This window comes from Desemzia sp. FAM 23989, assembly GCF_045528345.1.
In the GTDB taxonomy this organism is placed as follows: domain Bacteria; phylum Bacillota; class Bacilli; order Lactobacillales; family Carnobacteriaceae; genus Desemzia.
Map to the genome: position 1 here is coordinate 82,933 of NZ_JBGQQT010000001.1, position 26,919 is coordinate 109,851.

General features: G+C 36.1%; 27 protein-coding genes and 1 other annotated feature. Of the genes, 22 read left to right on the plus strand and 5 right to left on the minus strand.

Annotated elements, in window-relative coordinates; all coding sequences use genetic code 11:
* Positions 1–1,463 precede the first annotated feature (1,463 nt).
* The 14 genes from ACEN36_RS00355 (at position 1,464) to ACEN36_RS00420 (ending at position 14,271) form a co-directional block, all read left to right on the plus strand.
* Positions 1,464–2,216: an amino acid ABC transporter ATP-binding protein gene (locus ACEN36_RS00355; RefSeq protein ID WP_407095747.1), complete on the plus strand. Its 753-nt coding sequence runs from the start codon at positions 1,464–1,466 to the stop codon at positions 2,214–2,216.
* A gap of 32 nt (positions 2,217–2,248) precedes the next feature.
* On the plus strand, positions 2,249–3,079 hold the full coding sequence (locus ACEN36_RS00360) for a transporter substrate-binding domain-containing protein (RefSeq protein WP_407102513.1): 831 nt from the start codon (positions 2,249–2,251) through the stop codon (positions 3,077–3,079).
* A 120-nt stretch (positions 3,080–3,199) separates the two neighbouring features.
* Positions 3,200–3,880: an amino acid ABC transporter permease gene (locus tag ACEN36_RS00365; RefSeq protein ID WP_407095749.1), complete on the plus strand. Its 681-nt coding sequence runs from the start codon at positions 3,200–3,202 to the stop codon at positions 3,878–3,880.
* A gap of 12 nt (positions 3,881–3,892) precedes the next feature.
* Positions 3,893–4,594, plus strand: a complete 702-nt coding sequence (locus ACEN36_RS00370) for an amino acid ABC transporter permease (RefSeq protein WP_407125746.1) — start codon at positions 3,893–3,895, stop codon at positions 4,592–4,594.
* 19 nt (positions 4,595–4,613) lie between these two features.
* Positions 4,614–5,639 (plus strand): uroporphyrinogen decarboxylase family protein, encoded by a 1,026-nt coding sequence (locus tag ACEN36_RS00375; RefSeq protein ID WP_407125747.1) that lies wholly within the window; start codon positions 4,614–4,616, stop codon positions 5,637–5,639.
* Positions 5,640–5,665: 26 nt separating this feature from the next.
* Positions 5,666–5,807: a sequence feature (ribosomal protein L20 leader region), on the plus strand.
* A 28-nt stretch (positions 5,808–5,835) separates the two neighbouring features.
* Positions 5,836–6,360, plus strand: coding sequence for a translation initiation factor IF-3 (gene infC / locus ACEN36_RS00380; RefSeq protein ID WP_407095752.1), 525 nt, complete (start codon positions 5,836–5,838; stop codon positions 6,358–6,360).
* Between the two features lie 23 nt (positions 6,361–6,383).
* Complete coding sequence (gene rpmI / locus ACEN36_RS00385; RefSeq protein WP_407095753.1) at positions 6,384–6,584, plus strand: 50S ribosomal protein L35; 201 nt, start codon at positions 6,384–6,386, stop codon at positions 6,582–6,584.
* 104 nt (positions 6,585–6,688) lie between these two features.
* Positions 6,689–7,048: a 50S ribosomal protein L20 gene (rplT, locus tag ACEN36_RS00390; protein ID WP_407102510.1), complete on the plus strand. Its 360-nt coding sequence runs from the start codon at positions 6,689–6,691 to the stop codon at positions 7,046–7,048.
* 280 nt (positions 7,049–7,328) lie between these two features.
* The gene (locus tag ACEN36_RS00395) at positions 7,329–9,005 is read left to right on the plus strand and encodes a peptide ABC transporter substrate-binding protein (protein WP_407102509.1); all 1,677 of its coding nucleotides are present in this window, start codon (positions 7,329–7,331) and stop codon (positions 9,003–9,005) included.
* A gap of 142 nt (positions 9,006–9,147) precedes the next feature.
* On the plus strand, positions 9,148–9,429 hold the full coding sequence (locus ACEN36_RS00400; RefSeq protein ID WP_407095756.1) for a YkvA family protein: 282 nt from the start codon (positions 9,148–9,150) through the stop codon (positions 9,427–9,429).
* Positions 9,430–9,618: 189 nt separating this feature from the next.
* Positions 9,619–10,701 carry a M42 family metallopeptidase gene (locus tag ACEN36_RS00405; protein ID WP_407095757.1) on the plus strand — a complete coding sequence of 361 codons (1,083 nt, stop codon included), beginning with the start codon at positions 9,619–9,621 and terminating at the stop codon, positions 10,699–10,701.
* Between the two features lie 114 nt (positions 10,702–10,815).
* Positions 10,816–12,279, plus strand: coding sequence for a protoporphyrinogen oxidase (gene hemG, locus ACEN36_RS00410; protein ID WP_407125748.1), 1,464 nt, complete (start codon positions 10,816–10,818; stop codon positions 12,277–12,279).
* A gap of 155 nt (positions 12,280–12,434) precedes the next feature.
* Positions 12,435–13,175: an MBL fold metallo-hydrolase gene (locus tag ACEN36_RS00415; RefSeq protein ID WP_407095759.1), complete on the plus strand. Its 741-nt coding sequence runs from the start codon at positions 12,435–12,437 to the stop codon at positions 13,173–13,175.
* Positions 13,176–13,251: 76 nt separating this feature from the next.
* The gene (locus ACEN36_RS00420) at positions 13,252–14,271 is read left to right on the plus strand and encodes a lipoate--protein ligase (RefSeq protein ID WP_407102505.1); all 1,020 of its coding nucleotides are present in this window, start codon (positions 13,252–13,254) and stop codon (positions 14,269–14,271) included.
* 68 nt (positions 14,272–14,339) lie between these two features.
* On the opposite strand, the gene trpS is transcribed toward ACEN36_RS00420, so the two are convergent.
* Positions 14,340–15,344, minus strand: coding sequence for a tryptophan--tRNA ligase (gene trpS / locus ACEN36_RS00425; RefSeq protein ID WP_407095761.1), 1,005 nt, complete (start codon positions 15,342–15,344; stop codon positions 14,340–14,342).
* A 120-nt stretch (positions 15,345–15,464) separates the two neighbouring features.
* On the minus strand, positions 15,465–15,836 hold the full coding sequence (locus ACEN36_RS00430; protein ID WP_407102504.1) for a DUF3899 domain-containing protein: 372 nt from the start codon (positions 15,834–15,836) through the stop codon (positions 15,465–15,467).
* 375 nt (positions 15,837–16,211) lie between these two features.
* On the opposite strand from ACEN36_RS00430, the gene spxA reads away from it, so the two are divergent.
* The 4 genes from spxA to pepF all read left to right on the plus strand — a co-directional run bounded on the left by spxA (position 16,212) and on the right by pepF (position 20,796).
* Positions 16,212–16,610, plus strand: coding sequence for a transcriptional regulator SpxA (gene spxA / locus ACEN36_RS00435; protein ID WP_407095763.1), 399 nt, complete (start codon positions 16,212–16,214; stop codon positions 16,608–16,610).
* Positions 16,611–16,860: 250 nt separating this feature from the next.
* The gene (locus ACEN36_RS00440; RefSeq protein ID WP_407095764.1) at positions 16,861–17,550 is read left to right on the plus strand and encodes an adaptor protein MecA; all 690 of its coding nucleotides are present in this window, start codon (positions 16,861–16,863) and stop codon (positions 17,548–17,550) included.
* 134 nt (positions 17,551–17,684) lie between these two features.
* Entirely contained in the window at positions 17,685–18,878 is a 1,194-nt protein-coding gene (locus ACEN36_RS00445) for a competence protein CoiA (protein ID WP_407095765.1), read from the plus strand.
* Positions 18,879–18,972: 94 nt separating this feature from the next.
* Positions 18,973–20,796: an oligoendopeptidase F gene (gene pepF, locus ACEN36_RS00450; protein WP_407102503.1), complete on the plus strand. Its 1,824-nt coding sequence runs from the start codon at positions 18,973–18,975 to the stop codon at positions 20,794–20,796.
* A 151-nt stretch (positions 20,797–20,947) separates the two neighbouring features.
* Here pepF and ACEN36_RS00455 read toward each other — a convergent pair whose 3' ends face one another.
* Positions 20,948–21,586 carry a DsbA family protein gene (locus ACEN36_RS00455; protein WP_407125749.1) on the minus strand — a complete coding sequence of 213 codons (639 nt, stop codon included), beginning with the start codon at positions 21,584–21,586 and terminating at the stop codon, positions 20,948–20,950.
* 199 nt (positions 21,587–21,785) lie between these two features.
* Positions 21,786–22,364, minus strand: a complete 579-nt coding sequence (locus tag ACEN36_RS00460; protein ID WP_407095768.1) for a CYTH domain-containing protein — start codon at positions 22,362–22,364, stop codon at positions 21,786–21,788.
* A gap of 164 nt (positions 22,365–22,528) precedes the next feature.
* On the opposite strand from ACEN36_RS00460, the gene ACEN36_RS00465 reads away from it, so the two are divergent.
* The 4 genes from ACEN36_RS00465 (at position 22,529) to mgtE (ending at position 26,270) form a co-directional block, all read left to right on the plus strand.
* On the plus strand, positions 22,529–23,116 hold the full coding sequence (locus ACEN36_RS00465; protein WP_407095769.1) for a GTP pyrophosphokinase family protein: 588 nt from the start codon (positions 22,529–22,531) through the stop codon (positions 23,114–23,116).
* Between the two features lie 69 nt (positions 23,117–23,185).
* Entirely contained in the window at positions 23,186–23,998 is an 813-nt protein-coding gene (locus tag ACEN36_RS00470; protein WP_407095770.1) for an NAD kinase, read from the plus strand.
* Positions 23,988–24,893: an RluA family pseudouridine synthase gene (locus ACEN36_RS00475; protein WP_407102502.1), complete on the plus strand. Its 906-nt coding sequence runs from the start codon at positions 23,988–23,990 to the stop codon at positions 24,891–24,893. Before ACEN36_RS00470 ends, ACEN36_RS00475 begins: the two co-directional genes overlap by 11 nt.
* Before the next feature lie 15 nt (positions 24,894–24,908).
* Positions 24,909–26,270 carry a magnesium transporter gene (mgtE, locus tag ACEN36_RS00480; RefSeq protein WP_407102501.1) on the plus strand — a complete coding sequence of 454 codons (1,362 nt, stop codon included), beginning with the start codon at positions 24,909–24,911 and terminating at the stop codon, positions 26,268–26,270.
* 88 nt (positions 26,271–26,358) lie between these two features.
* Here the strand turns inward: mgtE and ACEN36_RS00485 are convergent, their stop codons facing one another.
* Positions 26,359–26,808, minus strand: coding sequence for a GNAT family N-acetyltransferase (locus ACEN36_RS00485; RefSeq protein WP_407095773.1), 450 nt, complete (start codon positions 26,806–26,808; stop codon positions 26,359–26,361).
* Positions 26,809–26,919 lie beyond the last annotated feature (111 nt).

A 26,919-nucleotide genomic window follows, 5' to 3' on the forward strand; every position in this document is an offset into this window, starting at 1 on the left:
TCATTCTTAGAAATTCCTGGAGGGATATGGGACTGCTTAGGTTATTCTTTATCAAGGCGAATTTACTCTTGATGTTTAAACCTCTTTCTTCATCAAGGCGAATTTACTCTTGATGTTCAAACCCATTTCTTCATCAAGGCGAGTTTTACTCTTGATGTTCATACCTTATTCTTCATCAAGGCGAATTTACTCTTGATGTTCAAACCTCATTCTTCATCAAGGCGAATTTACCCTTGATGTTTAAACCTCATTCTTCATCAAGGTGAGCTTACTCTTGATGTTCAAACCTCATTCTTCATCAAGGCGAGTTTACTCTTGATGTTCAAACCGCATTCTTCATCAAGGCGAATTTACCCTTGATGTTTAAACCTCATTCTTCATCAAGCTCAGCTTACCCTTGATGTTCAAACCGCATTCTTCATCAAGACAGTTTTACTCTTGATGTTTAAACCTCATTCTTCATCAAGGCGAATTTACCCTTGATGTTTAAACCTCATTCTTCATCAAGGCGAATTTACCCTTGATGTTTAAACCTCATTCTTCATCAAGGCAGTTTTATCCTTGATGTTCAAACCTCATTCTTCATCAAGGCAAGTTTACTCTTGATGTTCAAACCGCATTCTTCATCAAGGCAGTTTTACTCTTGATGTTTAAACCTCATTCTTCATCAAGGTGAGTTTAACTTTGATGTTCAAACCGCATTCTTCATCAAGGCAGTTTTACCCTTGATGTTCAAACCTCATTCTTCATCAAGGCAAGTTTACTCTTGATGTTCAAATCCTATCTTCACTTCACTATACTTTGCCGTAAAAAAAATGCCCACCAAAAAACTAGATTTTTACTCTAACTTTTTGAGGTCGCTACCTCCCATGGCTTTCCATAAGGAACCTCATAGGTCGGAGGAAATTTCTTTACCAATGCTAGAAGATGAAGAGCTCATTTTTCAACTATAAGATAGTTAAGAAGCAGCTATAAGAAAAGTAAGTGAAATAATTAACTTACTTTTTAGAAGGAGTTTAGTATTGCTTTTGCATTATGAAACTTGCTAAACTATTTTAAATAGGTAGTGCTGATCAAAAATTGTGTAGACAAATGATGGTTCGGAAATTGAATAAATAAAGTGACGAGAAGGATAGTAAATATAAAAGACGTGTACAGAAAATCTGAGATGCTGAGAGCAGATAACCCCTTTTATATTGAAGTGCACCTTTGAACTGGTTGATTGAGAGGGGAAAACCTTAGATCGGCACGGTCATAGCATCCGTTATTGTGCTGGGGTATTGGAGACAATACTCATTCGGTTGGAAAAAAACTAACTGAAAACCAAGGTGGAACAGCGTAAATAAATCGTCCTTGCACAACGAAGAGTGCTTGGCGTTTTTTTTTTATCACTTAGTTTAGGTCTTTTTTGGATCAACAGTAGAAATAGGCACCCATAAAACTGGGATTTTAGGAGGAAATGCATGATCAATCTGAGAGGCATTGAGAAATCATTTGATGGAAACAAAGTGTTAAAAGGCATCGACCTTGAGATTAAATCAGGTGAAGTAGTCGCTTTAATCGGACCAAGCGGAACGGGGAAAACCACACTATTGCGAACCATCAATTTTTTAGAAAAAGCAGATAAAGGGTCTATTACAATTGATGAGTTGACCATTGATAATGAGCAAGTGTCGGAAAAAGATATCATTCAAATGAGAAGACAAACGGCCATGGTTTTCCAAAATTACAACTTGTTTCGCAACAAAACGATATTGGAAAATGTGATGGAAGGGCTCGTAGTGGTTCAGAAGAAGTCGAAAGAAGAAGCTAAAAAAATTGCACGTCAGGAAATTGAACGTGTAGGCTTACTCGATAAAGTAGATCAATATCCAGTCGAACTTTCTGGAGGACAGCAGCAGCGGATCGGAATTGCTCGAGCCATGGCATTGCATCCAAAAGTTATGCTGCTGGACGAACCAACTTCCTCATTAGACCCTGAAAGATCTCTAGAGGTTTTAAAAGTGTTGCAGAAAGTAGCCAAGACAGGTATGACTATGGTAATTGCTACTCATGAAATGGACTTTGCCAAGTATGTGTCCAATCATGTTGTCTTTATGGAAAACGGCTATGTTGTAGAAGAAGGACCACCAGAGAAAATTTTCAGCCATCCGACAGAAGAGAGAACTAAACAATTTGTTCAAGAATTGGAAAACCCCTTTTCTGAACAGGTGTAACAGAATCATTCATTAAAAAAGGAGTGGACAAGATGTTTAAAAAATTAACAGGTTTAGCGATTATGTCTACCGCATTAGTCTTAGCAGCATGCGGAAACGAAGATACTGGTAATGAATCACCAGCTGATGGAAGTGCGACAACAGTTACGGTAGCGGTTGAAAATGCTTCTAATCCTTTGAGTTTTACAAATGAAAGTGGAGAATTAGACGGTTATGAAGTAGAATTGATCAATATGCTTGATGAAGCTATTGATTCTTATGAATTTAACATCGAAAGTGTAGACGCGGAAGCAGCACAAGTTGGTGTGGATACAGGGAAATATGCATTTATTGGTGGAGGATTATTTAAAAATCCAGAGAGAGAAGAAATGTATCTTTTCCCTGACGAGTATACGGGAGTCAGTATTATTCGAATCTATACAAGAGCCGATGATGATTCAATCCAAACACTGGATGACTTAGTAGGAAAAACCGTTCATCCGGTCACTCCTAATGGTGGGATTTTTAATTTGCTGACAGACTACAACGAAGCTCATCCAGAGGCTCAAATTGACATCCAATTAGGTGAAAGTGGCAACTTTGCACAAAGATTCCAAGCGTTGAATGATGGAGTTTCTGACGCTGTAGTTATGCCGTCTAATCTTGGAGCAGAAGAGATCATTACAGAATTGAATTTAAATGTATCGCATGTAGAAGAACCCGTTCAAGTCAATCCAACTTACTTGATGATGGCTCAAGATCAAGCAGAGTTAAAAACAGAGTTGGATAAAGCAATCAGCGAACTTCGTGAAAATGGAGAATTAGCTGCTCTATCTGAAAAATGGTACGGAGAAGATATGTTCCAATACGAAATTACAGAATAAGATAAGACCTTTATTAAGTAAATGCATCCTATAATGCCTCCATTTGTTAGTCAACAAAGGAGGTATTATAGTTTGTACGCTGAAATCACCATAGAATTTTTCCTAACGAGGAGGGATACGATGGATCTGGAATTCATCACGAATATTTTCCCGTCATTAATCGAAACATTACCATTAACTATTTACATTGTTAGCGTGACAGCTGTTTTAGGCTTTTTATTGGCAGTAGTTGTGACAGCATTGCGGATTAAAAAGATGCCTGTTATCAGTCAATTGCTGAATATGTATACATCATTTATGAGAAGTACACCTGGGTTGATTCACATTTTTATTGTGTATTATGGTTTGCCAGTTTTATTTGCGAGCATTGGAATCAACATCAATGTTATCAGCAGAGTCACTTTTTCTATTGTTGCATTAGTTCTTTATAATGGCGCATTTGTTTCTGAAATTTTGCGCCCAAGTTATTTGGCTATACCCAAAGCTCAACATGAAGCAGCTATCAGTGTCGGAATGACCAATTGGCAAAAACTGACACGGATTATTTTTCCGCAGGTATTGCCGATTGCATTACCAAGTTTGGGGAACGCATTGATTGATTTACTAAAGGATACGTCTTTATTGTTTCTCATCGGATTGGTGGATATTATGGGGCAAGCAGACATTATCATCGCCAATACGCTGGGTGTTTACCAACTGGAAGTGTACGTAGCAGTAGCACTGATTTATTGGGCTTTATCGGTTGTTTTGGAGCAAGTCATGCGTCTATTAGAAAAGAAAACTAGAAAATTTGTGCGTTAAGGAGGGACTTTTATGAATTTTGATGTCCAAACTATGATTGAAACCATCTTCATTGTCTTTCGAGTAGTCCCTCGTACAATGTTCATCGCGTTCATCATATTGGTCTTAGGAATTGTATTTGGTGGGATATTGGCTTTCGTGAAGATGAAACGTGTGCCGGTGTTGACTCAAATCATCAATGTATTTATTTCCTATACGCGTGGAGTACCGTTGATTGTGCATTTATTTGTGATCAACGCCAGTTTGCCGGATGGGATAAGTACTTTATTAGGCTATGCAGGGATTCAGATGGAACCACACGAATTCCCCAGTCTGATTATAGTGTTGTTTACGTACGTCTTTTTAGAGGCTGCTATTGAATCCGAGAACATCCGTGGGGCATTCCAGTCTATTGACCCCATGCAAATTGAAGCCGGAATGTCGATAGGTTTTACACGGCAGCAAAATTTAAAAAGAGTTATCGTGCCACAAGCTTTGGCAGTAGCATTGCCGATGTTCTTAAATGCTTTTTTAAAAATCATTAAAGCTCTATCCTTGGCTTTTACTGTAGGAGCTGTAGACATTATGGCGCAATCGCGTTACGCAGCTGCATTAAGTTCACGTTATTTGGAATCATATGTTGCAGCCGCTCTCGTGTATTGGCTCATATGCGGCGTGTTATTAGTTGTTTTCAACCGTATCGAGAAACGGTTACAGGTAGGAAGAGCGCGTTAAGCAGAAAGGGGCAGCAGTAGTGCATAAAGTAGAAAAAATTCAACGAGCAATTAAAGGGGAGCAGCTTCCTGAAGTACCTTTTTCGTTTTGGACACATATGCCAAAAATTGATCGAGACCCGGAGAAAATTGCCGAAGCCACTTATCAACTATATAAAGAGTACAACTTAGATTTTATCAAAACAATGAACAATGGCATGTATGCCGTAGAAGATTATGGTACGACTATTGATTTTTCTGAGGTAGCTGAAGGTGGAGTGGCGGAAGTGATTGAAACTCCTGTTCGTTGCTACAGCGATTGGAGTAAAATACCTGAATTGTCTATTGACGAAGGAGTTTTAAAACGTGAACTAGATCATTTGGAAAAATTAGTAGAAAAAATGAATGGTGAAGCTCCAGTTGTCATGACTATTTTCAGTCCATTGACAACCGCTGACAAATTAGCGCAAGGTAAAATCAGCGACTATTTAAAACAAGACCAAGATGGTTTGATCCATCAAGCGCTAGAAAAAATTACGGCAGCGACTGCAAAGTTAGCAGAAAGAGCTGTTGAAATGGGGGCAGCAGGCATTTATTTAGCCAGTCAAATGAGCTCTTATGACAAATTGTCTGAAGCGGTATATAAGCAATATGGTGTTCCTTATGATTTAAAGGTTCTGGAAGGAGCTAAAGACGGTTGGTTCAACGCCCTTCATGCTCATGGAGAGAATATTATGTTTGATGTATTGAAAGATTACCCAGTAGAAGTCTTTAACTTGCATGCTTGGGAAACTCTTCCTGCTGTACAAGAAGGTATCGACTTTACGCAAAAATGCGTGTTAGGCGGTATTGCGCGAATGGACATCACTCACAATAATCGCAACGAATTGCGTCATCAGATTTACTGCAGTATTCTAGAGTCGGAAGGCAAAAACTTAATCTTGTCGCCGGGTTGCGGTATTCGTCATCCATTTGAGGAAGATACCATCCGTTTCATGCAAAAAGTCAAACATGAAGCGGAACAGGTGCTTTCAAAAAAGAATAATAACTTGTTGACAAGAAACTGAGAAAATGGTAAGATATAGAAGTTGAGAAAACAAAGCAGGAGCACCCGCTTCTCGCCTTAGCTGACGTAAAGTCTCTGGGCTGGATATAAACGAAGATGTCTTACGCACGGCGTAAGTACGTATTTATTTATAGGCGGGTTCATGATGAACTCGTCTATTTTTCTGCTGATCTTTCTCTCAAATTTTACGGAGGTGAATGACCATAGCAAAAGATAGTATGGTAAATGACGGCATTCGTGCACGCGAATTGCGAGTTATCGGTAGTGATGGTGAACAAATTGGTGTGAAGTCAAAAAGTGAAGCATTAAAGATTGCCGAAGACGCAAACCTAGATTTAGTTTTAGTGTCTCCAAACGCGAAACCACCTGTTGCTCGTATCATGGATCATGGTAAATACCAATACGAACAACAAAAAAGAGAACGCGAAGCTCGTAAGAATCAAAAAACAATCAGTGTAAAAGAAGTTCGTTTGAGTCCAACAATCGATATTGGTGACTTTAACACGAAACTTCGTAACGCACGCAAGTTCTTAGAAAAAGGGGATAAAGTAAAAGCTTCTATCCGTTTCAAAGGACGTGCTATTACACATAAAGAAATCGGTAAAGAAGTTCTTGACCGTTTCTATAAAGAAGTAGCTGATATCGCTGTTCTTGAGACAGCAGCTAAAATGGAAGGCCGCAGCATGTTTATGATGGTGGCACCAAAAACTACAGAAAAGTAAGAAGATTTTAGGAGGATATACACATGCCAAAACAAAAAACACACCGTGGTTCTGCAAAACGGTTCAAAAGAACAGGTAATGGCGGTTTAAAACGTCATCACGCAAAAACGAGCCATATGTTTGCTCACAAAACTAAGAAACAAAAACGTAAATTACGTAAATCAGCAATGGTTTCAAAAGGCGATTTCAAACGTATTCGTCAAATGGTTTCACAAATGAAATAATTCTTTTTTTAAAGAGACTATGTTTTTCAGTCGAAAGAAAAACAACTAACTTACAATTTTGTTAAGCAATTTCTAAAGGAATTTGCTTAGAGGAGGAAATTATTATGCCACGTGTAAAAGGTGGATCAGTTACGCGCCAACGCCGTAAAAAAGTTTTAAAATTAGCAAAAGGTTACTATGGTTCAAAAAATACTTTGTTCAAAGTAGCTAACCAACAAGTAATGAAATCTTACCAATATGCTTACAGAGACCGTCGTCAAAAGAAACGTGACTTCCGTAAATTATGGATCGCTCGTATCAACGCAGCTGCTCGTATGAACAACATGAGCTACAGCACATTGATGCACGGACTTAAAGTTGCTGGTATTGATATCAACCGTAAAATGTTATCAGATATCGCTATTCACGATGCAGCAGCATTCACTGCTTTGACTGAACAAGCTAAAACAGCATTGAACAAATAATTATAGATACTTAAAGCATCTTCTTAATTGAGGGTGCTTTTTTTGTTCTTCATTTTCTAGCATTGGTGAAGAAATGTATTTTCTACTTATCAACGCCAAATATTGTAGTGCTTATTTTTTATTAGATCTAAATTTGTATAAGAATTTTGACTTGATAAAAGAGAATTCTTTCATGAAAAGGTTGTTCTAGTCAATAAATCATTGTAAGCATAAAAATTTGATGCTAATATCAAATAAGAAGAAACACTAAAATGGCTTTAAAAATCAGGGAGATTAAGAAATGAAACATAAAAAGCACACCATAAAATTAGCTGGAGCATTATTAACGACACTATTTTTCTTAGGAGCTTGCCAGAACGAAGCTGGAAACCCTTATTTGACAGAAGAATATACAGAAAGACAAAGTAGTCAGAATGTTTTAAATTTGACAGAGACTTCTGAGATACCGACTATGGATTCGGTGTTGCAAAGAGATATGGTCAGCGGGAATGTGATGAACAATGTGTTTGAAGGATTGTATCGTCAAGCTGAAGAAGGCAAAATTGTTTTAGGTATGGCGTCTGAAGAGCCAATAGTTAGTGAGGATGGACTGACTTATACATTCACAATAAGAGAAAATGCGCTTTGGTCTAATGGCGATCCAGTTACCGCGAAAGACTTTGTTTTTTCATGGCGACGATTGGTCGATCCTGAAACAAACGCATTGGGAACTCATTTGATTGAAGATATCGTCCAGAATGCAAGTGAGATCTTAGCAGGTGAGTTAAATCCCGAAGAACTAGGTGTAACAGCTCTAGATGATAAAACATTGGAAGTTCAATTGGTAAAACCGATCACTTATTTTAGTAACTTGCTGACACTTCCTGTCTTTTTTCCTCAAAACGAGCAATTCGTTACGGAGATGGGATATGATTATGCAACTTCTAGTGAAACCTTACTGTATAATGGTCCGTTTACACTAACTGAATGGGATGGTACAGGATTAAGTTGGATCTATCAAAAGAACGAACAATATTGGGACAAAAATGCTGTTCCTTTGAATACGATTAATGTGGATGTGATAAAAGAAACGTATACGGCTATAAATTTATACAACAACGATTTAGTAGATCAAATCATGTTGACTGGCGAATTTATTGAGTTGGAAAAAAATCATTCTGAGCTAGCCTATATCCCAACATCATCTGTGTATTACTTGAAGTTTAATCAAGAAAAGAATGGTGAACCTACTCCTCTTACAAACGAGAATATCCGTCAGGCAATCGCTAAAGCCATTGATAAGACTGGATTTGTGGATGAAGTGCTGCAAAATGGTTCGATCGAGGCTGATGGTCTAGTACCAGAAGGATTTGCGTTTAATCCTGAAGACGGGACAGATTTTAGAAAAGAAAGCGGACATTTGCTTTCCTATAATATGCAAGAAGCAGCGGCTCACTTTAAAGCAGGTTTAGAAGAACTAGGTGTAGACAGTGTTTCGTTGGAAATTATTGGAGATGATACGCAAATTGGACGTGAATCATTGGCTTACTTGCAAAACAATTTAATGAATGCCTTACCTGGGTTGGAAATCACGATTTCAAATAAACCTTTTTATGCCCGTTTAGTTGCAGATGAAGAACAAAACTACGATATTCAATTAGCAGGATGGGGAGCTGACTATGCTGACCCAATCAATTTTTTAGGATTATTTACAACTGGCAATGGAAATAATAAAACTGGGTTTTCAAGCGAATACTATGATTCGTTGATCGAAAAGGCAGAAAACGGCGAGACAGATGAAAATGAACGCTGGGATTTATTACTGCAGGCAGAAGAAGCATTAATGAAAGAAGCGGTTATTGCTCCTGTTTATCAAGAATATAAAGCTGTCTTACAAAAAGAAAAAGTAAAAGGGATCATCTCGCATCCTGTCGGCGCAGAATATACTTATAAATGGGCTGATATCAATGGCGAATGAGCACATGATCGAGTCTGCTAAATTCATCCTTTAGTCTGATTGTTTATCGGTTGAAAAGCTTTATACTAGAAAATGTAGTAGAGAAGACAACGATCACTCTTGTTGCCTACTATAAATTCTATGAGCAAAGGACAATGTTATCATGAAAGTAAGAAAGAAATCTATAAAAACACCGATTGGTAAAATCAAGTCACTATGTCTGGCGCTGTTTAATTCTAATGTAAAAGGCAAAAAGAAATTGGCAGTTATAGGGATCATACTCTATATTATCAGCCCAATTGACTTGATACCTGACTTTGTTCCTCTAGCAGGTTATGCAGACGACATCCTCTTACCGATTTTATTTTTAGTGGTAGAGCGTATTCTTAATGATGGTGCAGAAAAAGGGAACTTCAGTACTATGAAAGAAGCCGAAAAAGTATAAAACAACTATGGATCCAAAAAGGTGGTTCTCTGTAACAAGAGAGACCTTTTTTGGATTATTTTTTTGTGCTGTAAAAGAATGATAACAGAATGGAAATAAAACTACATAAATGAATAGTATTTAACCAAAAGGAAAAAATCCATGATATAATAAGATGGACTATTTAAAAAATGGACGGAGGTCGTAGATTTGGAGAAAGATGAATTCAATTTTTTAAAAGAACTGACGGATGCTAAGGGAGTTCCTGGAAACGAAGGACAAGTTCGTAAGGTTTTTAATAAATATGCCGATCCTCTAGCAGATAACATTACATATGATGGGTTGGGCAGTATCGTTGCCAAAAAGATTGGAGACCAGAATGGTCCTAAAGTTCTATTTGCGAGCCATTTGGATGAAGTTGGCTTTATGGTAACCTCCATAACAGAAGCTGGTTTTATTAAATTTACGCCACTAGGTGGTTGGTGGGCAAATGTCATGTTAGCTCAACAAGTTGAAATCACTACTTCTTCAAATAAAGTAATCCATGGAGTAACAGGCTGTAAACCACCACATGTATTAACCAAAGAAATTCGCGAGAAGGCTTATGATATTCAAGATATGTTTATCGATATAGGGGCTTCAAGTAAAGAAGAAGTTCTTTCTTGGGGAGTTAAACCTGGTGATATGATTACCCCTTATACTGAATTCAGAAGATTGAACGATTCGAAATTTATTTTGGCTAAAGCATGGGACAACCGGATCGGCACAGCTGTTACATTAAAGGTATTGGAAAATTTAAAAGAATCTGAGCATCCGAATATAGCCTATGGAGTCGGAAATGTTCAAGAAGAAGTGGGGCTGCGTGGAGCAAAAACAGCTACTCATTTAGTGAATCCAGATATCGCCTTTGCACTGGATACAGGTACAGCAGGAGATACCCCGGGGATGACGCCAAAAGAAGCGGATTCAAAACTTGGTGAAGGTCCGCAAATTATTTTGTATGATGCATCAATGGTTGCACATAAAGGATTGCGGGATTTTGTCATAGGGATAGCAGAAGAAATGGAAATACCTTATCAACTGACTGTGATTACAGGAGGAGGAACAGATGCAGGCAGCCAACACGTATCGCGTAATGGTATACCGGCATTAGCGATAACTGTGGCAGTACGCTACTTGCATTCCCATACTTCTGTCATTCATGAAGAAGATTATTTAAATACCGTCAAACTAGTAACCGAAGTGATTAAACGATTAGATTGGGAAACAGTAAATAGAATTAAGTTTGACTAAAAAGTCAGCACAGATAATTTTATAAGAAAAATAGAGAATCGTTTAACTAAAACTCTTTATTTCTTAAACGATCTGGTGGAATGCTGGATAAAAAGAAAGACTTAGGAGGATTAATTGGTTAAAGAATTCAAGTTGTCGGCAGGTGAAGATATTATGGAACGAGCAAAAAAAAGGATTGCAGTTATTGGTGGAGGCATTACAGGACTCACAGCTGCTTATCGAATAAAACAAAAAATTGAAGCTGAAAATTTACCGTTTGAGTTGATTATTTTGGAAAGTGCTCTTAGAGTAGGCGGGAAGATCTACAGTATGAAAGTAGAAAACCAGTACTTAGATTTAGGGGCAGAGTCTATTGATACTCGTTATCCGGAAGCAATAGAATTGGTTAAAGAGTTAGGCTTAGAAGATCAACTTATTTTTAATGAAGGCGAAAAACAAGATTTGTTTTATTATAACGAGTTACATCAAAATCCTTACCCTACTTATAAAGGCATACCGATAAATAAAAAAGATATTTGGAAGAATAAAATGCTTTCGTTTAACGGTAAAATGGCCACTTTTAAGGATCGTTTCATGCAGCCTGAAGAGCTGGAAGAAGATATAGGAGTAAGCAGTTTCCTGAAAAGAAGACTAGGCGATGAAATTGTCGAACTAATGTTAGAGCCTTTCTTTTCAAAGGTTTATGCAAATGATATAGACGATATGGGTGTTAGAGCAACGAATGAAGTTCTTTTTGATTTGGAACAAGAGTATGGCAGTATTGAAAAAGCCTTGTTGGATCATCCGGAGTTGCAAGATCAATCTGGAAACTATGCGACCTTTGCACAAGGGCTTTCTGTTTTGACGAATAAATTAGAGGAAATTTTAAAGCCGCATATTCAATACAGCAAAAAAGTAGTTGAAATCAAATCGGGAGTAGAAAATACTTATATTCTCAATATAAATCTTAAAGAAGAAGTTAGGGTTGGTGCAATATGTGTGGCAACTCCAACGACAGAATACAGCAAGCTGTTTAAAGATAAAGAACTTAAAAAATATTTTTCTCAAATAAAAGCAGCTTCAGTAGGACACATAGTATTTAGTTTTGACCCAGAAGCAATAAAGAATTATCCTGCTGGATTTGGGATACTCACTCCTAGAAGGAATGATTCATTTGTTTCCTCTATTGTATTTCTCAAGAAAAAATGGCCTACCTTGTATTCTTCAAAAGAAGTTTTGCTGGCAGTCAATTTTGGACGTAAAGGTGAAGACATGATTGTTTCACTCAGCAATAAAGAAATTGAAGAAAAAATCTTAAACGATTTAGAAATGATGCTTGGAATAACCCAAAAGCCGAATTACCGTATCATCAAACGATGGCCGGATGCTATTCCTCAATTCTCTGTTGATTTGGAAAAAAATATGAAAGAAATCGTTGGACCTCTTTTAAAGGAAAAGTATCCCGGGGTCTTAATAGGTGGGAATGGGTTAGAAGGTTATGGTCTTAGCCAATGTATTAGACAAGGAAATGAAATCGGAGTCGAATTGGTCGAAGCAATAAAAGAACGAAATTGTATCTCACGTACAAATGTAGAATAAAAAGTATCTGTAAAACACTCAAATAGAGGTATTTGAGTGTTTTATTATTTAAAAATAGTGTTGAATCCTGTAAAGTAGTAATTGTGAGATAAAAGACTTCTATGAATGTTTCGTGCTTATATTGTTTGAAAAATAATTTTACTAGGAGGTTGCGTATGAAATTAACTGTATTAGGATATTGGGGAGGATACCCTTCAAAGAATGAGGGAACGTCTTCTTATTTAGTAGAGTCTGAGGATTTTCATCTATGGTTAGATGCAGGGAGTGCATCATTGATTGCTTTAGAAAATCATGTAGATCCGATGGACATCGATGCTGTATTGATTTCGCATTATCATTATGATCATATTGCTGATCTAGGAGTCTTTCAATTTACTCGCCAGTTACGTGGCACTGGAGAAAATCGAGCTCCAATTGTTCCTATTTATGGACATACGGAGGATGAAGAAAACTTTAAGAGATTAACAATGGATCGAGTCTCTAAAGGAATTCCTTATCAAGAGGGAGAAACTTTTTCTGTGGGACCATTTGAAGTAGAGACGATGAAAACACTGCATCCTGTTCCTTGTTTTGCTTTTAGGATCACTGAAGTGAAAACTGGAAAAGTATTGGTTTTTACAGCAGATTCAGGCTATTTAGAAAGCTTTATTCCGTTTTCAACTGAAGCCGATGTCGTTTTATGCGACACAAATTTCTTCAGAGGGATGGAAAATCATCGAGTGCATATGACAGCTGTTGAAGCAGGGAGAATAGCCAAACAGGCACAAGTTAAAAAATTGATCTTAACTCATTTGCCTCAAAATGGAGATTTAGAGCTATTGAAAACCCAAGCAATGGAAGAGTTCGAATCTCATTCAGTCATTTTAGCTGAGAAGGATTTAGTGCTGACCATTTAAACGAATGATTCGTTTAAGAACTTTTAAGGGAGAGGCTTTTAGACAAGCGGTTACTTAAAGAAAAGAGGAATGCAATGTGTATTATGTTAAAAACGAACGCAATGGGGTAGAAGTGACAGATCCCCGTTTGAACTTAGCTATTGAATATTATTTATTGAACGAAGTCCATTTAGACGAACCAATCCTATTGTTCTATATTAACGAACCTTCTATTATTATCGGTAGAAATCAAAATGCTTACGAAGAAGTAAACCGTGATTATGTGGAGCAAAACAATATTCATGTTGTCCGTCGTTTTTCTGGCGGTGGAGCTGTATACCATGATTATGGAAACTTGTCTTTTTGTTTTATCACTAAAGATGACGGAGATTCTTTCCGTAATTTCAGCAAGTTTACTGAGCCTGTAATCAACGCATTGCATAAAATTGGTGTTGAAGGTGCAGAATTAAAAGGGCGTAATGATTTACTGATCAATGGTCAAAAATTCTCTGGAAATGCGATGTATTCTAAAAACGGACGTATGACGGCTCATGGAACCATCATGTTTGATAGTGAGATTGATGCAGTTGTAAAAGCATTGAAACCGAAAAAAGAAAAATTAGAATCTAAAGGAATCAAATCTGTTAGAAGTCGCGTAACCAACATCAAACCGTTTATGTCGGATGAGTATCAGTACATGAATACAAAACAATTCCGTGAAAAATTGTTGTTGAATATTTATGATGTGGACTCTGTTGAAAAAGCAAAAGAGTACAAATTGACGGAAAAAGACTGGAAAAAAATTGAAAAATTCTCAAAAGAATATACAGGAAATTGGGAATGGAATTATGGAAGATCTCCTGATTTTGACATCGAACGTGGTCAAAGATTTGCTATTGGTTCAATAGATGTGAAGTTAAACGTTGAAAAAGGAGTCATCAAAGAAGTGAAAATTTATGGAGACTTCTTTGGTCTAGGTGAAATTTCTGATGTAGAAGAAAAATTAGTCGGTATTAAATATGACGCTAAGGAAATTTCGGCAGTGTTAGACAATATAGACATCAAAAAATATTTTGGTGATGTGACAAAAGAAGAATTAGTTCATTTAATGTATTAAGCAAAAAAGCAGTCCGTTCTTTTACGCCATGATTTGGCAAAAAAAACAGACTGTTTTTTTGTATTCATTTATCTTTTGCGGCCTAATCCCACAGCGTTTTTCATTTTGCGCAATGTTTTATTGGCAACAAATCGAGCAGCTTCTGCACCTTTATCCAGAACCGTATCTAACTCTTCTGACGTTAACAACTCATTGTGACGCTGTTGGATGGGTTCTAAAACAGCAACGACTGCTTCTCCTAGATCTTCTTTAAACTGTCCATATCCTACACCTTCATAACGTTCTACAATGGAAGCCACTGGCTCATCTGTAAAAGAAGAGAAGATAGTCAACAGATTAGAGACACCTGGTTTGTTTTCTGGATCGTATTCAATAATTCCGCTTGAATCCGTCACAGCGCTTTTGATTTTTTTACGAATCACTTTTGGTTCATCCAGCATAGAAATAAACCCTTTTTGATTCTCATCTGATTTGCTCATTTTTTTAGTGGGTTCTTGCAAACTCATGATTCTGCCGCCTGCTTCAGGAATATGAACTTCTGGGAAAGTTAAGATTTCATTGTTGTTTCCGTAACGGTTATTGAAACGTTGAACAAAATCACGAGTCAATTCTAAGTGTTGTTTCTGATCTTCTCCTACAGGCACCAATTCCGCTTGGTACAATATGATGTCTGCTACCATTAGTGGCGGGTAGGTAAGAAGTCCAGCTGATACACCAGCTTTTCCGTTTTTAGCCGATTTATCTTTAAATTGAGTCATACGTTCCAATTCTCCAATTGTCGTGTTGCATTGAACGATCCAAGCAGCTTCTGCATGTGCAGATACTTCAGATTGAATAAAGATAGTCGCTTTTTCTGGATTTAATCCAATAGCTAAATAGAGAGCGGCCAAACTTTTCGTTTGTTGTCTTAATTTTAGACGGTCTTGTGGAACTGTGATGGCATGTTCATCAACGATACAATAGAAGCAATTGAATTCTTCTTGTAACGGAATAAACTGTCTCATCGCTCCAATATAGTTTCCTATGGTAGGTGTTCCACTAGGCTGGATACCTGAAAAAATAGTTTTTGTCATTCTGTACACTCCCTGTATATGTGCATTTCATACTTCTTAAATATCATAACAAAAAAAACAGACTTTGTTATGTAAAAACGCAAAATTTTCATAAACTCGATAGAATTATGATTCGAAATTTTAAAACAAATAATAGATAGCCAAAAAAAACATACATAAAACAAACAATGTAAAGCCTATATTTAATGGAAACAAATAAGATTTCCCTACTTTTTGTGACCAATAGTGAGCAGGTTTTGGTTGGGTTGATTGAGACGAGGAAGCAGATAAACGTCGTTTAAAGATGTGGTGGAACAATAACTGCGTAGAATCAAAAGTTCCCAGAGAAACCATAGCCAAGAAAAAACCTATAAATAAAAATAAAGCGGAAAATAAAAATGTTAAATTGATGGTATACAATAGACTAATGGTTTTATAAAAGACTGGTTGAAGTAGGATACAAACGATCAAAACCAATAAGGTAAAAAATGGGGGATGTTTATAATAGTTCATTATAAGTCTCCTCGTAAAATTAAAATGATGTTCTAATCCATTGCCGATTAGTGACAGCAATGCCTTTATTTTAACACATTGCTAAAGTGAATAATACAAACTTATAAAGCAGTTTAAAATGAAATTAATACTTATTTATAATTATTATAAATATACATAAATAAAGTATAACTCTTATTCTAAAGGGGTTTTTAATGAAAAATGTGAACTGACGAATTATTTTTACCAAAAAGACACAAAAAAAATAACAATTTTTGACAAAAAGATGTCAAAAAAGGGTAGACTTTAGAAACTTAGTTCGTTATACTATTTGTTGTAAGGTAGTAATTGAGGAACAGACCAAGAAAATAGAGAAACGCAAAAGGAGAGATACATATGGTTACATTATTTACATCACCCAGCTGCACTTCATGTAGAAAGGCAAGAGCATGGTTAGAAGAAAATGACATTCCTTATGTAGAAAGAAATATTTTTTCTGAAGGATTAACGATTACAGAAATAAAATCTATTTTACGTATGACAGAAGACGGTACAGAAGAAATCATTTCCACTCGTTCAAAAGCTTTCCAAGAGTTAAATGTGGATTTAGAAGATATGACTTTACAAGAATTATTTAATCTTATCCAAGATAATCCAGGTTTATTACGTCGTCCGATTATGGTAGATGAAAAGAGATTGCAAGTTGGATACAACGAAGATGAAATTCGTCGTTTCTTACCAAGAGAAGTTCGTGCATTAGAATTGCAAAAAGCTCAAATCATTGCAGGCATTTGAATAGATCGACTCAAAAGAAGAAGATCAATACGTGCTGTTAGCTACCATAAATTTACGTGAGATATAACGAATTAAAAAACTTAAAGAGCTGGTGCCAAATTAATTGGGCTGGCTCTTTTTATACCATTCAAAGCTGAATTCGGATTTTTGACTTTACATTTAGATATTTTACTATACAATAAATTTATAAGATAATTGAGCTTTTTAGCCAGCAATTCTTTAGAATTGCATAGAAAGTAGGTGTAAGACTATGGATATGGAACGAATTGATGAGGACACCATACGAGTAGAAATTGAGCACTCTGATTTGGAAGCAAGAGGAATTAAATTTTTAGATCTGTTAGGTAACCGTAAACAAATTGAACATTTCTTTTATAGTATTTTAGAAGAGGTGGATATTGATGAACAGTTCCATGAATCTGATGCCATTACCTTTCAGGTTTTGCCAAAAGGAAGCGGTCTGGAACTATACATCAGTAAGGATAATCCATCGACTGACCATTTAGATTTATCAACTGCTGATGGTTTCAGCAGAGAGGATATGGCTCAGTACATTCAAAATAAAATAACGGGTGATAATCTAGAAAATGAGATAGATGAGATTGAAGAGATCGATGAAATTGATTCATATCTAAATGATATTACCAAACGAACCAAAGAGTTTGTATTTGAATTCGAAGAGTTTGAAGATTTTATTGGGTTGTCTAGAATGTTGTATTTAGAAAATGGTGTATCAAATGTTTATTTCTACAAGGATCATTATTATCTAGAATTGGTGTTTTTTACAGAAGAGATGCCAGTTGAAAACCCAGATCGTGAATTAGCATTGGTACTGGAATTTGCTAAACATACAACTGTTACAAGCAGTATTTTGGAAGAGTACGGAAAAAGAATCATGGAAAAAAGTGCATTAGAATTAACGCGCTACTATTTCAATTAACAGAAAATAGAATAAAGAGAAAAATAAGACAAAGCTACTTTAGTTTATCTTATTTTTTTTTACCTTAAAAAAAATTCTTCTTTTTTGCGTATAGTATAAGAAATAAACTAGTCGCAACTAAGGAGTGTATAGGTATGTTTGTAGCATTGGATGCAAAAAATTGTCACGTTACTGCGGATCAAGTCGAAAAAGGAAAGGAAAAAGAAACAGAAGCAGCTTTTTTTTGTCCGGGCTGTCGTGAAGCTGTTTTTTTGAAAAAAGGCAAACTTATGCAAGCTCATTTTGCGCATTATACCCAAAATAATTGTTCGGTTTTTTCAGAAGGAGAAACTGAAGAACATTTGTCAGGGAAGAAATTGTTGTATGATTGGTTTAAAAAACAGAATATACCGTGCCAGTTAGAAGCCTATTTGCCTGAATTGAAACAAAGACCTGATTTACTGATTTGGCCGACTAGTCAACACCCTGTTGCAATAGAATTTCAATGCAGTTCTCTATCAATGGAAAAAATGATTGAGCGAACTGAAGGGTACCAGAAGAATGGATATGAAGTAATCTGGATTACAGGCAGTAAATTCCAGTTGAGAAAAAGATTGACTCCATTCCAACAACTTTTCCTGAGATACAGACAGTTGCTTGGTCTCTATTATGTAAGCTTGAATGTTGAGAAAAGAGGAATTGAAGTCTGCTTTCGTATTTCTTTATGTCAACCGGGTCAGTATCCTCGATATCAAAAGCAGAATATACCCTTAGATAAACTAACTTTCTCATTTGACGATTCCATAAAATATTTAAATCCGTTTAAGAAACAGAAAGAGAGTGATTTTTCCTTTACCAAAAGTCATGAATATTTAGTCAAAGGTCGCATTTATCAAAATCCAAAAATGGTAGAATTTCAAAAATACATTTATTATCATGGACAATCTCTTATTTCTTTACCACGAGAAGTTTATCTGCCAATCAAAAATGAAATACTGATCAGGACTATTCCGCATTTTTGGAAATTTATCGTATTAGAATGGATTGAAGGAAAAGGGGTAGGAGCTGTCCTTTCAAAAAAAGACATTGAGGAGAAAATAGATGAGATGAAACACCAAAAAGAAATTGAATTTTTCCATTCTCCTTGTCTACTAGATAATGCCAAAGAAGCTTATCTGTATCAGTATTTGTTTTGTTTGGTGGAAAATAAATTGCTTGCATCTCTTTCGGCAACGGAATGGATCATTCTTAGAACACCTCATTATTATCGGAATGAAAGAGAAAAACTAGAAGATTTCGAAAAAATGGATTTAAAAAAAGAAGTGCTGACTTTGAAGCGAATGGTATGAAAACTAAAAAAGGATGAAAATTAAATGATGAGACTTCATTTATAAGAAAATTATGGTAAGATTAAAAAGTGATGAAAATTTAGGAGGTCATGTCATGAGTGAGACAAACAAATTACCAAAAAGAAACGAAATACCTGAGGAATTAACGTGGGATTTAACGGTTATTTTTCAAACAGATACTGAATTTGAAAAAGCTTATCAACAAGTAGAGTCCAGTCTAGCTAACATCACCAGTTATAAAGGAAGATTGCAAGAGAATGCTGAAACTTTTCAACAAGCTATAGAGACCTTGTTAGCTGTTTCTAATCAATTGGAGACTGTTTATGTTTATGCGCATTTGAAAAATGATCAAGATACAGCGGATTCTCAATATCAAGGAATGTATGATTCAGCATCTTTATTGGCGTCAAAAGCAGGGGAAGCGATGGCTTGGTTCGAACCTGAAGTGTTGGAGCTGCCTGAAGCTCAATTATCTAGTTATTTTGATGAGAACAAAGACTTAGAGTTATACCGTCACTTTATCAATCAAATGACAGACAATCGTGCCCATGTTCTATCGGCTAATGAAGAAGCATTATTGGCTGGTGCAAGTGAAATTTTTGGAGCTTCAAGCAAAACGTTTAGCGTCTTAAACAATGCGGATATCCAATTTCCTGTGATCAAAGATGAAAACGGAGAAGACGTGCAGCTATCTCATGGAGTCTTTGGAGAATTGTTAGAGAGCACCAATCGTTCTGTTCGTGAGCAAGCATTTAAAAAATTGTATGAAGTGTACCAAGGACTAAAAAATACTTTTGCGAGTACATTAGGATCTAATGTGAAATACCACAACTACAATGCTAAAGTACACAATTATGGTTCAGCACGTGAATCAGCTTTAGCAAACAATCATATTCCTGAATCGGTACATGATAACTTATTGGAAGTTGTAGGAGAAAACTTGCCATTACTGCATCGCTATGTGGCTCTTAGAAAAGAGTTGCTTGGTTTAGATAAATTACACATGTACGATATGTATACACCAATTACTGGTGAAGCTGGAATCAAGTACAGCTATGAAGAAGCCAAAGAAGAAACGATGAAAGCTCTTCAACCATTAGGAGAAGAGTATAAATCTGTATTAGAAGAAGCTTTTAAAAATCGTTGGATCGATGTTGTTGAAAATAGCGGAAAACGTAGTGGAGCATACTCTTCGGGAGCATATACTACTAATCCATATATCTTATTGAACTGGCATGATTCGTTAAACAATTTATACACATTAGTTCATGAGTTAGGACATAGTGCTCACAGCTACTTTACGCGAGATAACCAACCGTATGTTTATGGAGATTACTCTATTTTCTTAGCAGAGATTGCTTCTACAACAAATGAAAATATTTTAACTGAATATTTACTTCAAACTGTTACGGATCCTAAAGACCGTATCTACATTTTAAACCATTATTTAGATGGTTTTAAAGGAACTGTCTTCCGCCAAACTCAATTTGCTGAATTCGAACATACAATCCATGAAGAAGCCAGAAAGGGGACACCTTTAACGGCAGAATTCTTAACCAATTATTATGGGGATTTAAATGCTCGTTATTATGGACCTGCAGTTGAGAAAGATCCGGAAATTGCTTATGAGTGGTCTAGAATACCCCATTTCTACTACAATTATTATGTTTACCAATATTCTACTGGTTTCTCTGCAGCTACAGCTTTAGCAGATAAAATCATTCATGGAGAAGAAGGAGCATTAGATAAATACTTAACTTATCTAAAATCCGGAAATAGTGATTACCCGATCGAAGTGATGAAAAAAGCCGGCGTAGACATGACAGAAAAAGAATACATTCAAAAAGCCATGAACGTCTTTGAAAGACGCTTAAATGAATTAGAAGCATTAGTCAAAGAACTGAAGAATGAGGAATAAGTTTTTTTACTGATGATAACTAAAATAGATATTAAAAAGGATTGAGATACTTGTCTCAATCCTTTTTTTGAAGAATAAAAAAAGACTTCGATTGGCTAAATCAAAGTCTGCGAAGAATTATAGCAAGAAACAGTTCTAGTGGAATAATGGATTAGTTTAACACTCTTAATGTTGGAAAAATATTTTTTTCAATAACCGTATCCAATTGATTTGGAGCAATAGAATATAAGTTATTCAATAATGAGTAAGAAACTTTGTTTTCTAATAATAAACCATATTCATACATAGAATCATTAAACATCACACAAGAAGGAGTAGTTTCAACGTTCATTTCACGAGCAACTTTTTGATCAGAAGAGAAAGTTGCTTTTACAAAGTCAGATGCTTTGTCTTCAATGAACATTGGAATATCGACTTTTGTTTGATCTGCAATTTCTAGAATCAATTGTTCAGAATAAGAACGGTTTTGGTCAAATAGGGCTTCTTGTAAATGCAATAAAAAATTGCGTCCTTTTTTCTTGCCTTGCATGGAAGCAGCAATAAAAGTTAAACACATATCGTAAGTTTGAGAGAATAATTGATTTCTCATATCCAAATCTTTTTCTGATAGATTGTTTTTGTACATAAAGTGATTAAAACTTGGTAAATTTAAAAGCGGCAAAATGTGCAATTTGACTTTTTCTTGTCTCGTTTTTGTAAAGGTTAATATATTTTGGATGTTTTCAAAACTGTCTTTGTCCATAGGGTTAATAAATAAATAAAATTCAATCACTTGGTTTGTAGTAAGCATTCATCTTCACCTTACATTTTATATTTTTGTTTGTGCCTACTCTTTGTGGCAACATAGACACTTTATCAAAAATAGAAGAAAAATAGTAATTGACTGAACTGATTTTTGAAAAAAGTTGTCAGCCTTGTAACAAACTTGCCACAATTATTGGTAAAGTACCGATATACCAATGCTTTGATGAAGTCACAAGTTTTGACAATTAATTATTTAAGGCATCTTTCATACGAGCTATTTTGTTTTTTCCGATTCTTCTCGAAAGGTGATTCTTGGTTAAAAAGGCATTAAAAAAGGCTATTCCGCTTTCATGATCAGGTGCTTCATACTCCAATTCATAGTCAGTTTTGCCAACATACGAACTTTTGTCCAAGACGATCAATCCTTCAGGAACTTTTTTTTCAAATCGGACAGTCTTTAAAGAACCAAAGCAATAGAGATCGTTCACGCCCACTCCTAATTCAGAAAGCTTAGTTCCTACAGCTCCATCTGCTTTGATCGTGTGGTTGGTGATGTGATGAGAAGCTTCAGCGAGTGTTAAGTTATCTGTGGTTTCCAATAAGTGAAGTCCATAGGGAGTCTTTAACGTCAATTCTGCTGCAAACGGTAAAATCCGTATTCTAAGTCCGGCATTCAAAGTTTTCAATGCCTCAGTAGGAGTATCAAAATAATAATTTTCTTGAGTGAAAAAATCGGATTGTTTGGCTCCTAGCGAATGGAGTAAAGATAAATATTCAGTTTCAGTCAATAGATTTTTAAATTCAATTTCTAGTTCTTCGCTCATTATAAACTCTCCTTCATATCTCTAGTCAGGTTTTGCTATCTAAATTAGTTTAACATAGAATAAGGCTACGCGAAGTTTCTTCTTTAATTCAAAATATGGTAAACTAATATTATTGGAAGCTTATGAAAGCTTAAAAGACAAGAACGATAAAGAAGGTTGTTGCTATGATTGAAAATTGGACTGAATTTTTATCTCCTTATTCACAAGCTGTAGAAGAGTTGAAAGTGAAACTAAGAGGATTGCGGAGACAATACCATGCAGAAAATATGCATAATCCAATAGAATTTGTCACTGGCAGGGTCAAACCAGTTGACAGTATTTTAGGTAAAATGGAATTGCGGAACATTTCGTTTGAAAATTTAGAAAATGAAATGCAAGACATTGCTGGATTGCGTATAATGTGCCAATTTGTAGACGATATTCACGATATAGTAGCGTTGATTCAAAAACGAAAAGATATGACGATTATAGAAGAAAAAGATTATATTTTACACAAAAAAGATAGCGGCTACCGCTCGTATCATATTATTATAGAGTATCCTGTTCAGTTGATAGATGGGGAAAAAAACATCTTAGTGGAAATCCAAATTCGAACGTTGGCGATGAATTTTTGGGCGACTATTGAGCATTCGTTAAACTATAAATACCAAGATGATTTACCTGAAGAGCTTAGATCTCGTCTTGAAAGAGCAGCTGAAGCAGCATTCAGATTGGATGAAGAGATGTCGCAAATCAGAGAAGAAATACGATAAAATGTGTCTGAAATTCTTATAGGATAAGCACCGACAGTCACAAAATAATTGGACATAAGGAGGTCAACTGTGAATATAGGGATTGTAAGTAATGAGAGTGAAAAATCAGTTGCATTAGTAAAACAATTTCGTGAATTAGCTTTAAAAGCTGGTTTGAAATTAGACAATAAAAATCCAGATGTAGTCGTAACAGTAGGAGGAGATGGGACATTGTTGTCTGCTTTTCACCGCTATGCCCATATGTTGAATCAAGTTCGATTTGTAGGGGTGCATACTGGACACTTAGGGTTCTATACGGATTGGCGAGACTTTGAAATCAAAGAACTTGTGGAAAGTTTGATCAGAGATAAAGGTGAAAGTGTGAGCTATCCTTTACTAGATGTGTCCGCAACTTACCAAAGCCGTAAAGAACCTTCTCACTTTTTAGCATTGAATGAATCTGCCATTAAGCGTGTTGATGGTACGATGGTCTGTGATGTTTATATTAAGGATGAATTTTTTGAACGTTTTAGAGGTGACGGAATGTGTGTTTCAACACCTACAGGATCGACTGGATACAATAAATCTGTTGGGGGAGCTGTTATTCATCCCAGAATCAATGCTATCCAAATCGCAGAAATAGCTTCGATAAACAATCGCGTATTTCGCACATTAAGTTCACCGATGATTATCCCTACAGATGAATGGTTGACGTTAAAACCAGTAACTTCTGAAGGATTTGTGTTAACGATTGATCACCTCACCTCTTCAGAGAAAAACATCGTAGAATTGTCTTATCGTGTGGCTGAAGAAAGAATACATTTTGCACGCTACCGCCATACCCATTTTTGGAACCGCGTAGAAGCAGGATTTTTAGGAGCGAAACAAAAGTATGATGTTTAGTTGGCAATACAAAGAAAAAGAACCGATGCAAGTAAAAACTTTTTTAAAACAGCAAGGTGTTTCTAAAGGCTTGTTGGCTCAAGTGAAATTTCAAGGCGGCAAAATAGAAGTCAATCAGAAAGAAACAAAGTCTATTTATAAGCTGTCATTTAATGATCATATACAAATCACCGTTCCGGATGATGAAGGAACGCCTAATATCGAACCCTCGGATCTGCCAATAGATATCGCGTTTGAAGACGATCACTTTTTGATTGTCAATAAACCAGCAGGAGTAGCTTCTATTCCTTCGAACGTCCATCCAAAAGATACCATGGCTAATCGAGTAAAAGGATATTTTAATCAAAAAGAATACCCGAATAAAGTGATTCATATCGTTTCACGGTTGGATCGCGATACATCAGGTTTGATGTTTTTCGCTAAACATCGCTACGCTCATGCACTGATTGATCAAGAGCTGAGAGATAAACGAGTCATAAAAAAATATACTGCCATCATATCTGGGCACTTAAAAAAGCAGCATGGACATATAGACGCACCAATCGCCCGTACAAGTGATTCTATTATTACACGGAGAGTCCATGAAAGTGGCAAACCAGCTTTAACGGAGTATTGGGTAAAGGAAGAATTTGAAAAAAATACTTTAGTTGACATCCAACTGCATACAGGACGTACACATCAAATTAGAGTCCATTTTAGTTCAGTAGGTTTTCCATTGATGGGGGATTCATTATACGGAGGAAAAGAAAATAAGTGTGTTCAAAGGCAAGCTCTGCATTGTCGAGAGCTGTCTTTTTATCATCCGTTCTTAAAAGAAAGAATTGTTCTGATAGCAGACTACCCTAAAGATATTCAAAACTGGAGATTACAACAGATTCATGGCATCACCTCGTAGAAAGGAAGAAACAAAGTGAAAGAAACCCCTGAAAGATTAGAGGATAAATTACAATTTTTAAAACAGTATTTAGCAGACGGCGATATCAATAATTTTAGAAGGTATTTTCTTTCACTGCATACTTATGATCAAGGCCAATTTTATTTATCCTTAGAAGAAGAAGAAAGAAAACGGATGTATAATTTTCTTTCTCCTGAGGAAATGGCGGATTTATTTGATACCATAGAGGAAGATGAAGAGTTTATCGAAGATTATTTGCAAGAAATGAATATCCAATATGCTGCGGATATGTTAAGTGAGATGTACACGGATAACGCCGTTGATATTCTAAATCAGCTGGAGCAAAAACAACAAAAAGAATTTCTAGACTTGATGCCTCTTGATGAGGCGGAAGAAATCAGTGATTTATTAGTTTATGAAGACAATACAGCTGGATCGATTATGACGACTGAATTTGTCTCCATTTCAGCAAATCAAACGATCAAAGAAGCCTTAGTAGAGGTTAAGCGACAAGCAGAAGAAGCCGAAACCATTTATTATTTATATGTGACAAATGCAAAAAGACAGCTGGTTGGAGTACTTTCTTTAAGAGATTTGATTACGCGTAAAGATGACGAGCTCGTTGGAAATGTCATGGGAACTCGCTTGAAATCTGTAACGGTAACAGATCATCAAGAAGAAGTAGCACACGCTATTCGTGACTATGACTTCTTAGCGGTTCCTGTTATCGATTTAGTGGATCGCTTAGTGGGAATCATCACGGTTGATGATATTATTGATGTTATTGATGAAGAAGCAACCAGTGACTACTCTGGTTTGGCTGGGGTAGACGTAGATGAAAAATCAGAAAATCCCTTTATAGTAGCTTCTAAACGCTTGCCATGGTTAGTGACCTTATTATTTTTAGGAATGGGAACTTCAACGCTTATCAGCAATTATGAGATTATGGTCAGCAAAGCAAGTATTTTAGCCGTTTTTATTTCATTGATTACTGGGACTGCAGGGAATGCAGGAACACAATCGTTGGCTGTAGCTGTTCGCAGATTGGCTGAAAAAGAAGATCGACAAAACAAAATTGGCCGGATGATTTGGGGAGAACTTTCTTCAGGACTCATTACTGGACTAGTGACCGGAATCACTGTTTTCTTATTGATCGGTATTTGGCAATCAAACTTTGTGCTAGGCCTGGTTATTGGAGTAGCAATGCTGTTTGCAATCACTATCGCCAATCTAGCAGGAAGCCTGATTCCAGTATTGATGGATAAGTTGGGATTTGATCCGGCAGTAGCGAGTGGTCCGTTTATAACGACATTAAGTGATTTGACCAGTGTATTTATTTATTTTAATATTGCCGCTTATTTTTTAAATTTTCTCTGATCCGCTAATTAAAAACCACCACAAAGGGTGGAGCTGTTGTAGCTCGACCTTTGTGGTGGTTTTACAATATAAAAATTTCCCGTCATCTTTAAATTTCTGATGGGTGTAGTTCTTTTTTCATTGAATGGTGGGGAATTCCCGCATCCATAAAACCTTCACTGTCCGTGATTTGGAATCCGATCTTTTCATAAAATGGTATAGCATAGTCTTGTGCATCAAGTACCATAGCTTCTCCACCCAATTGAGCAGCATAGCGTCCTACTTCGTGCATTAATTGAGCGCCTAATTGCTGTCCGCGCAAATCTGAGTCTACTGCAACGCGCTGTATTTTATAAGTCTTTGGAGATTTTTCATACATCCGAGCTGTAGCAACTGCAGCGTGATTAGAGTAGCCCACAACATGAAGTGTCTTATCTTCTAATTCATCAATTTCTAAGTCCATTGGTACCTTTTGTTCTTCAACGAAAACTTTCTTACGGATGGATAATGCGTCCGTATATGTAATAGATTCAAGATCAGTCGTCCATTCGAACTTCATTTTTATCAGCCCCGTTTTCTTATTAGTTGTTATTTAGAGTAACACAATCAGAAAAAAAGAACAATTCAAAAAACTGGTACAGGTCTATATAAAAAATAGTGTAGCTGCTTT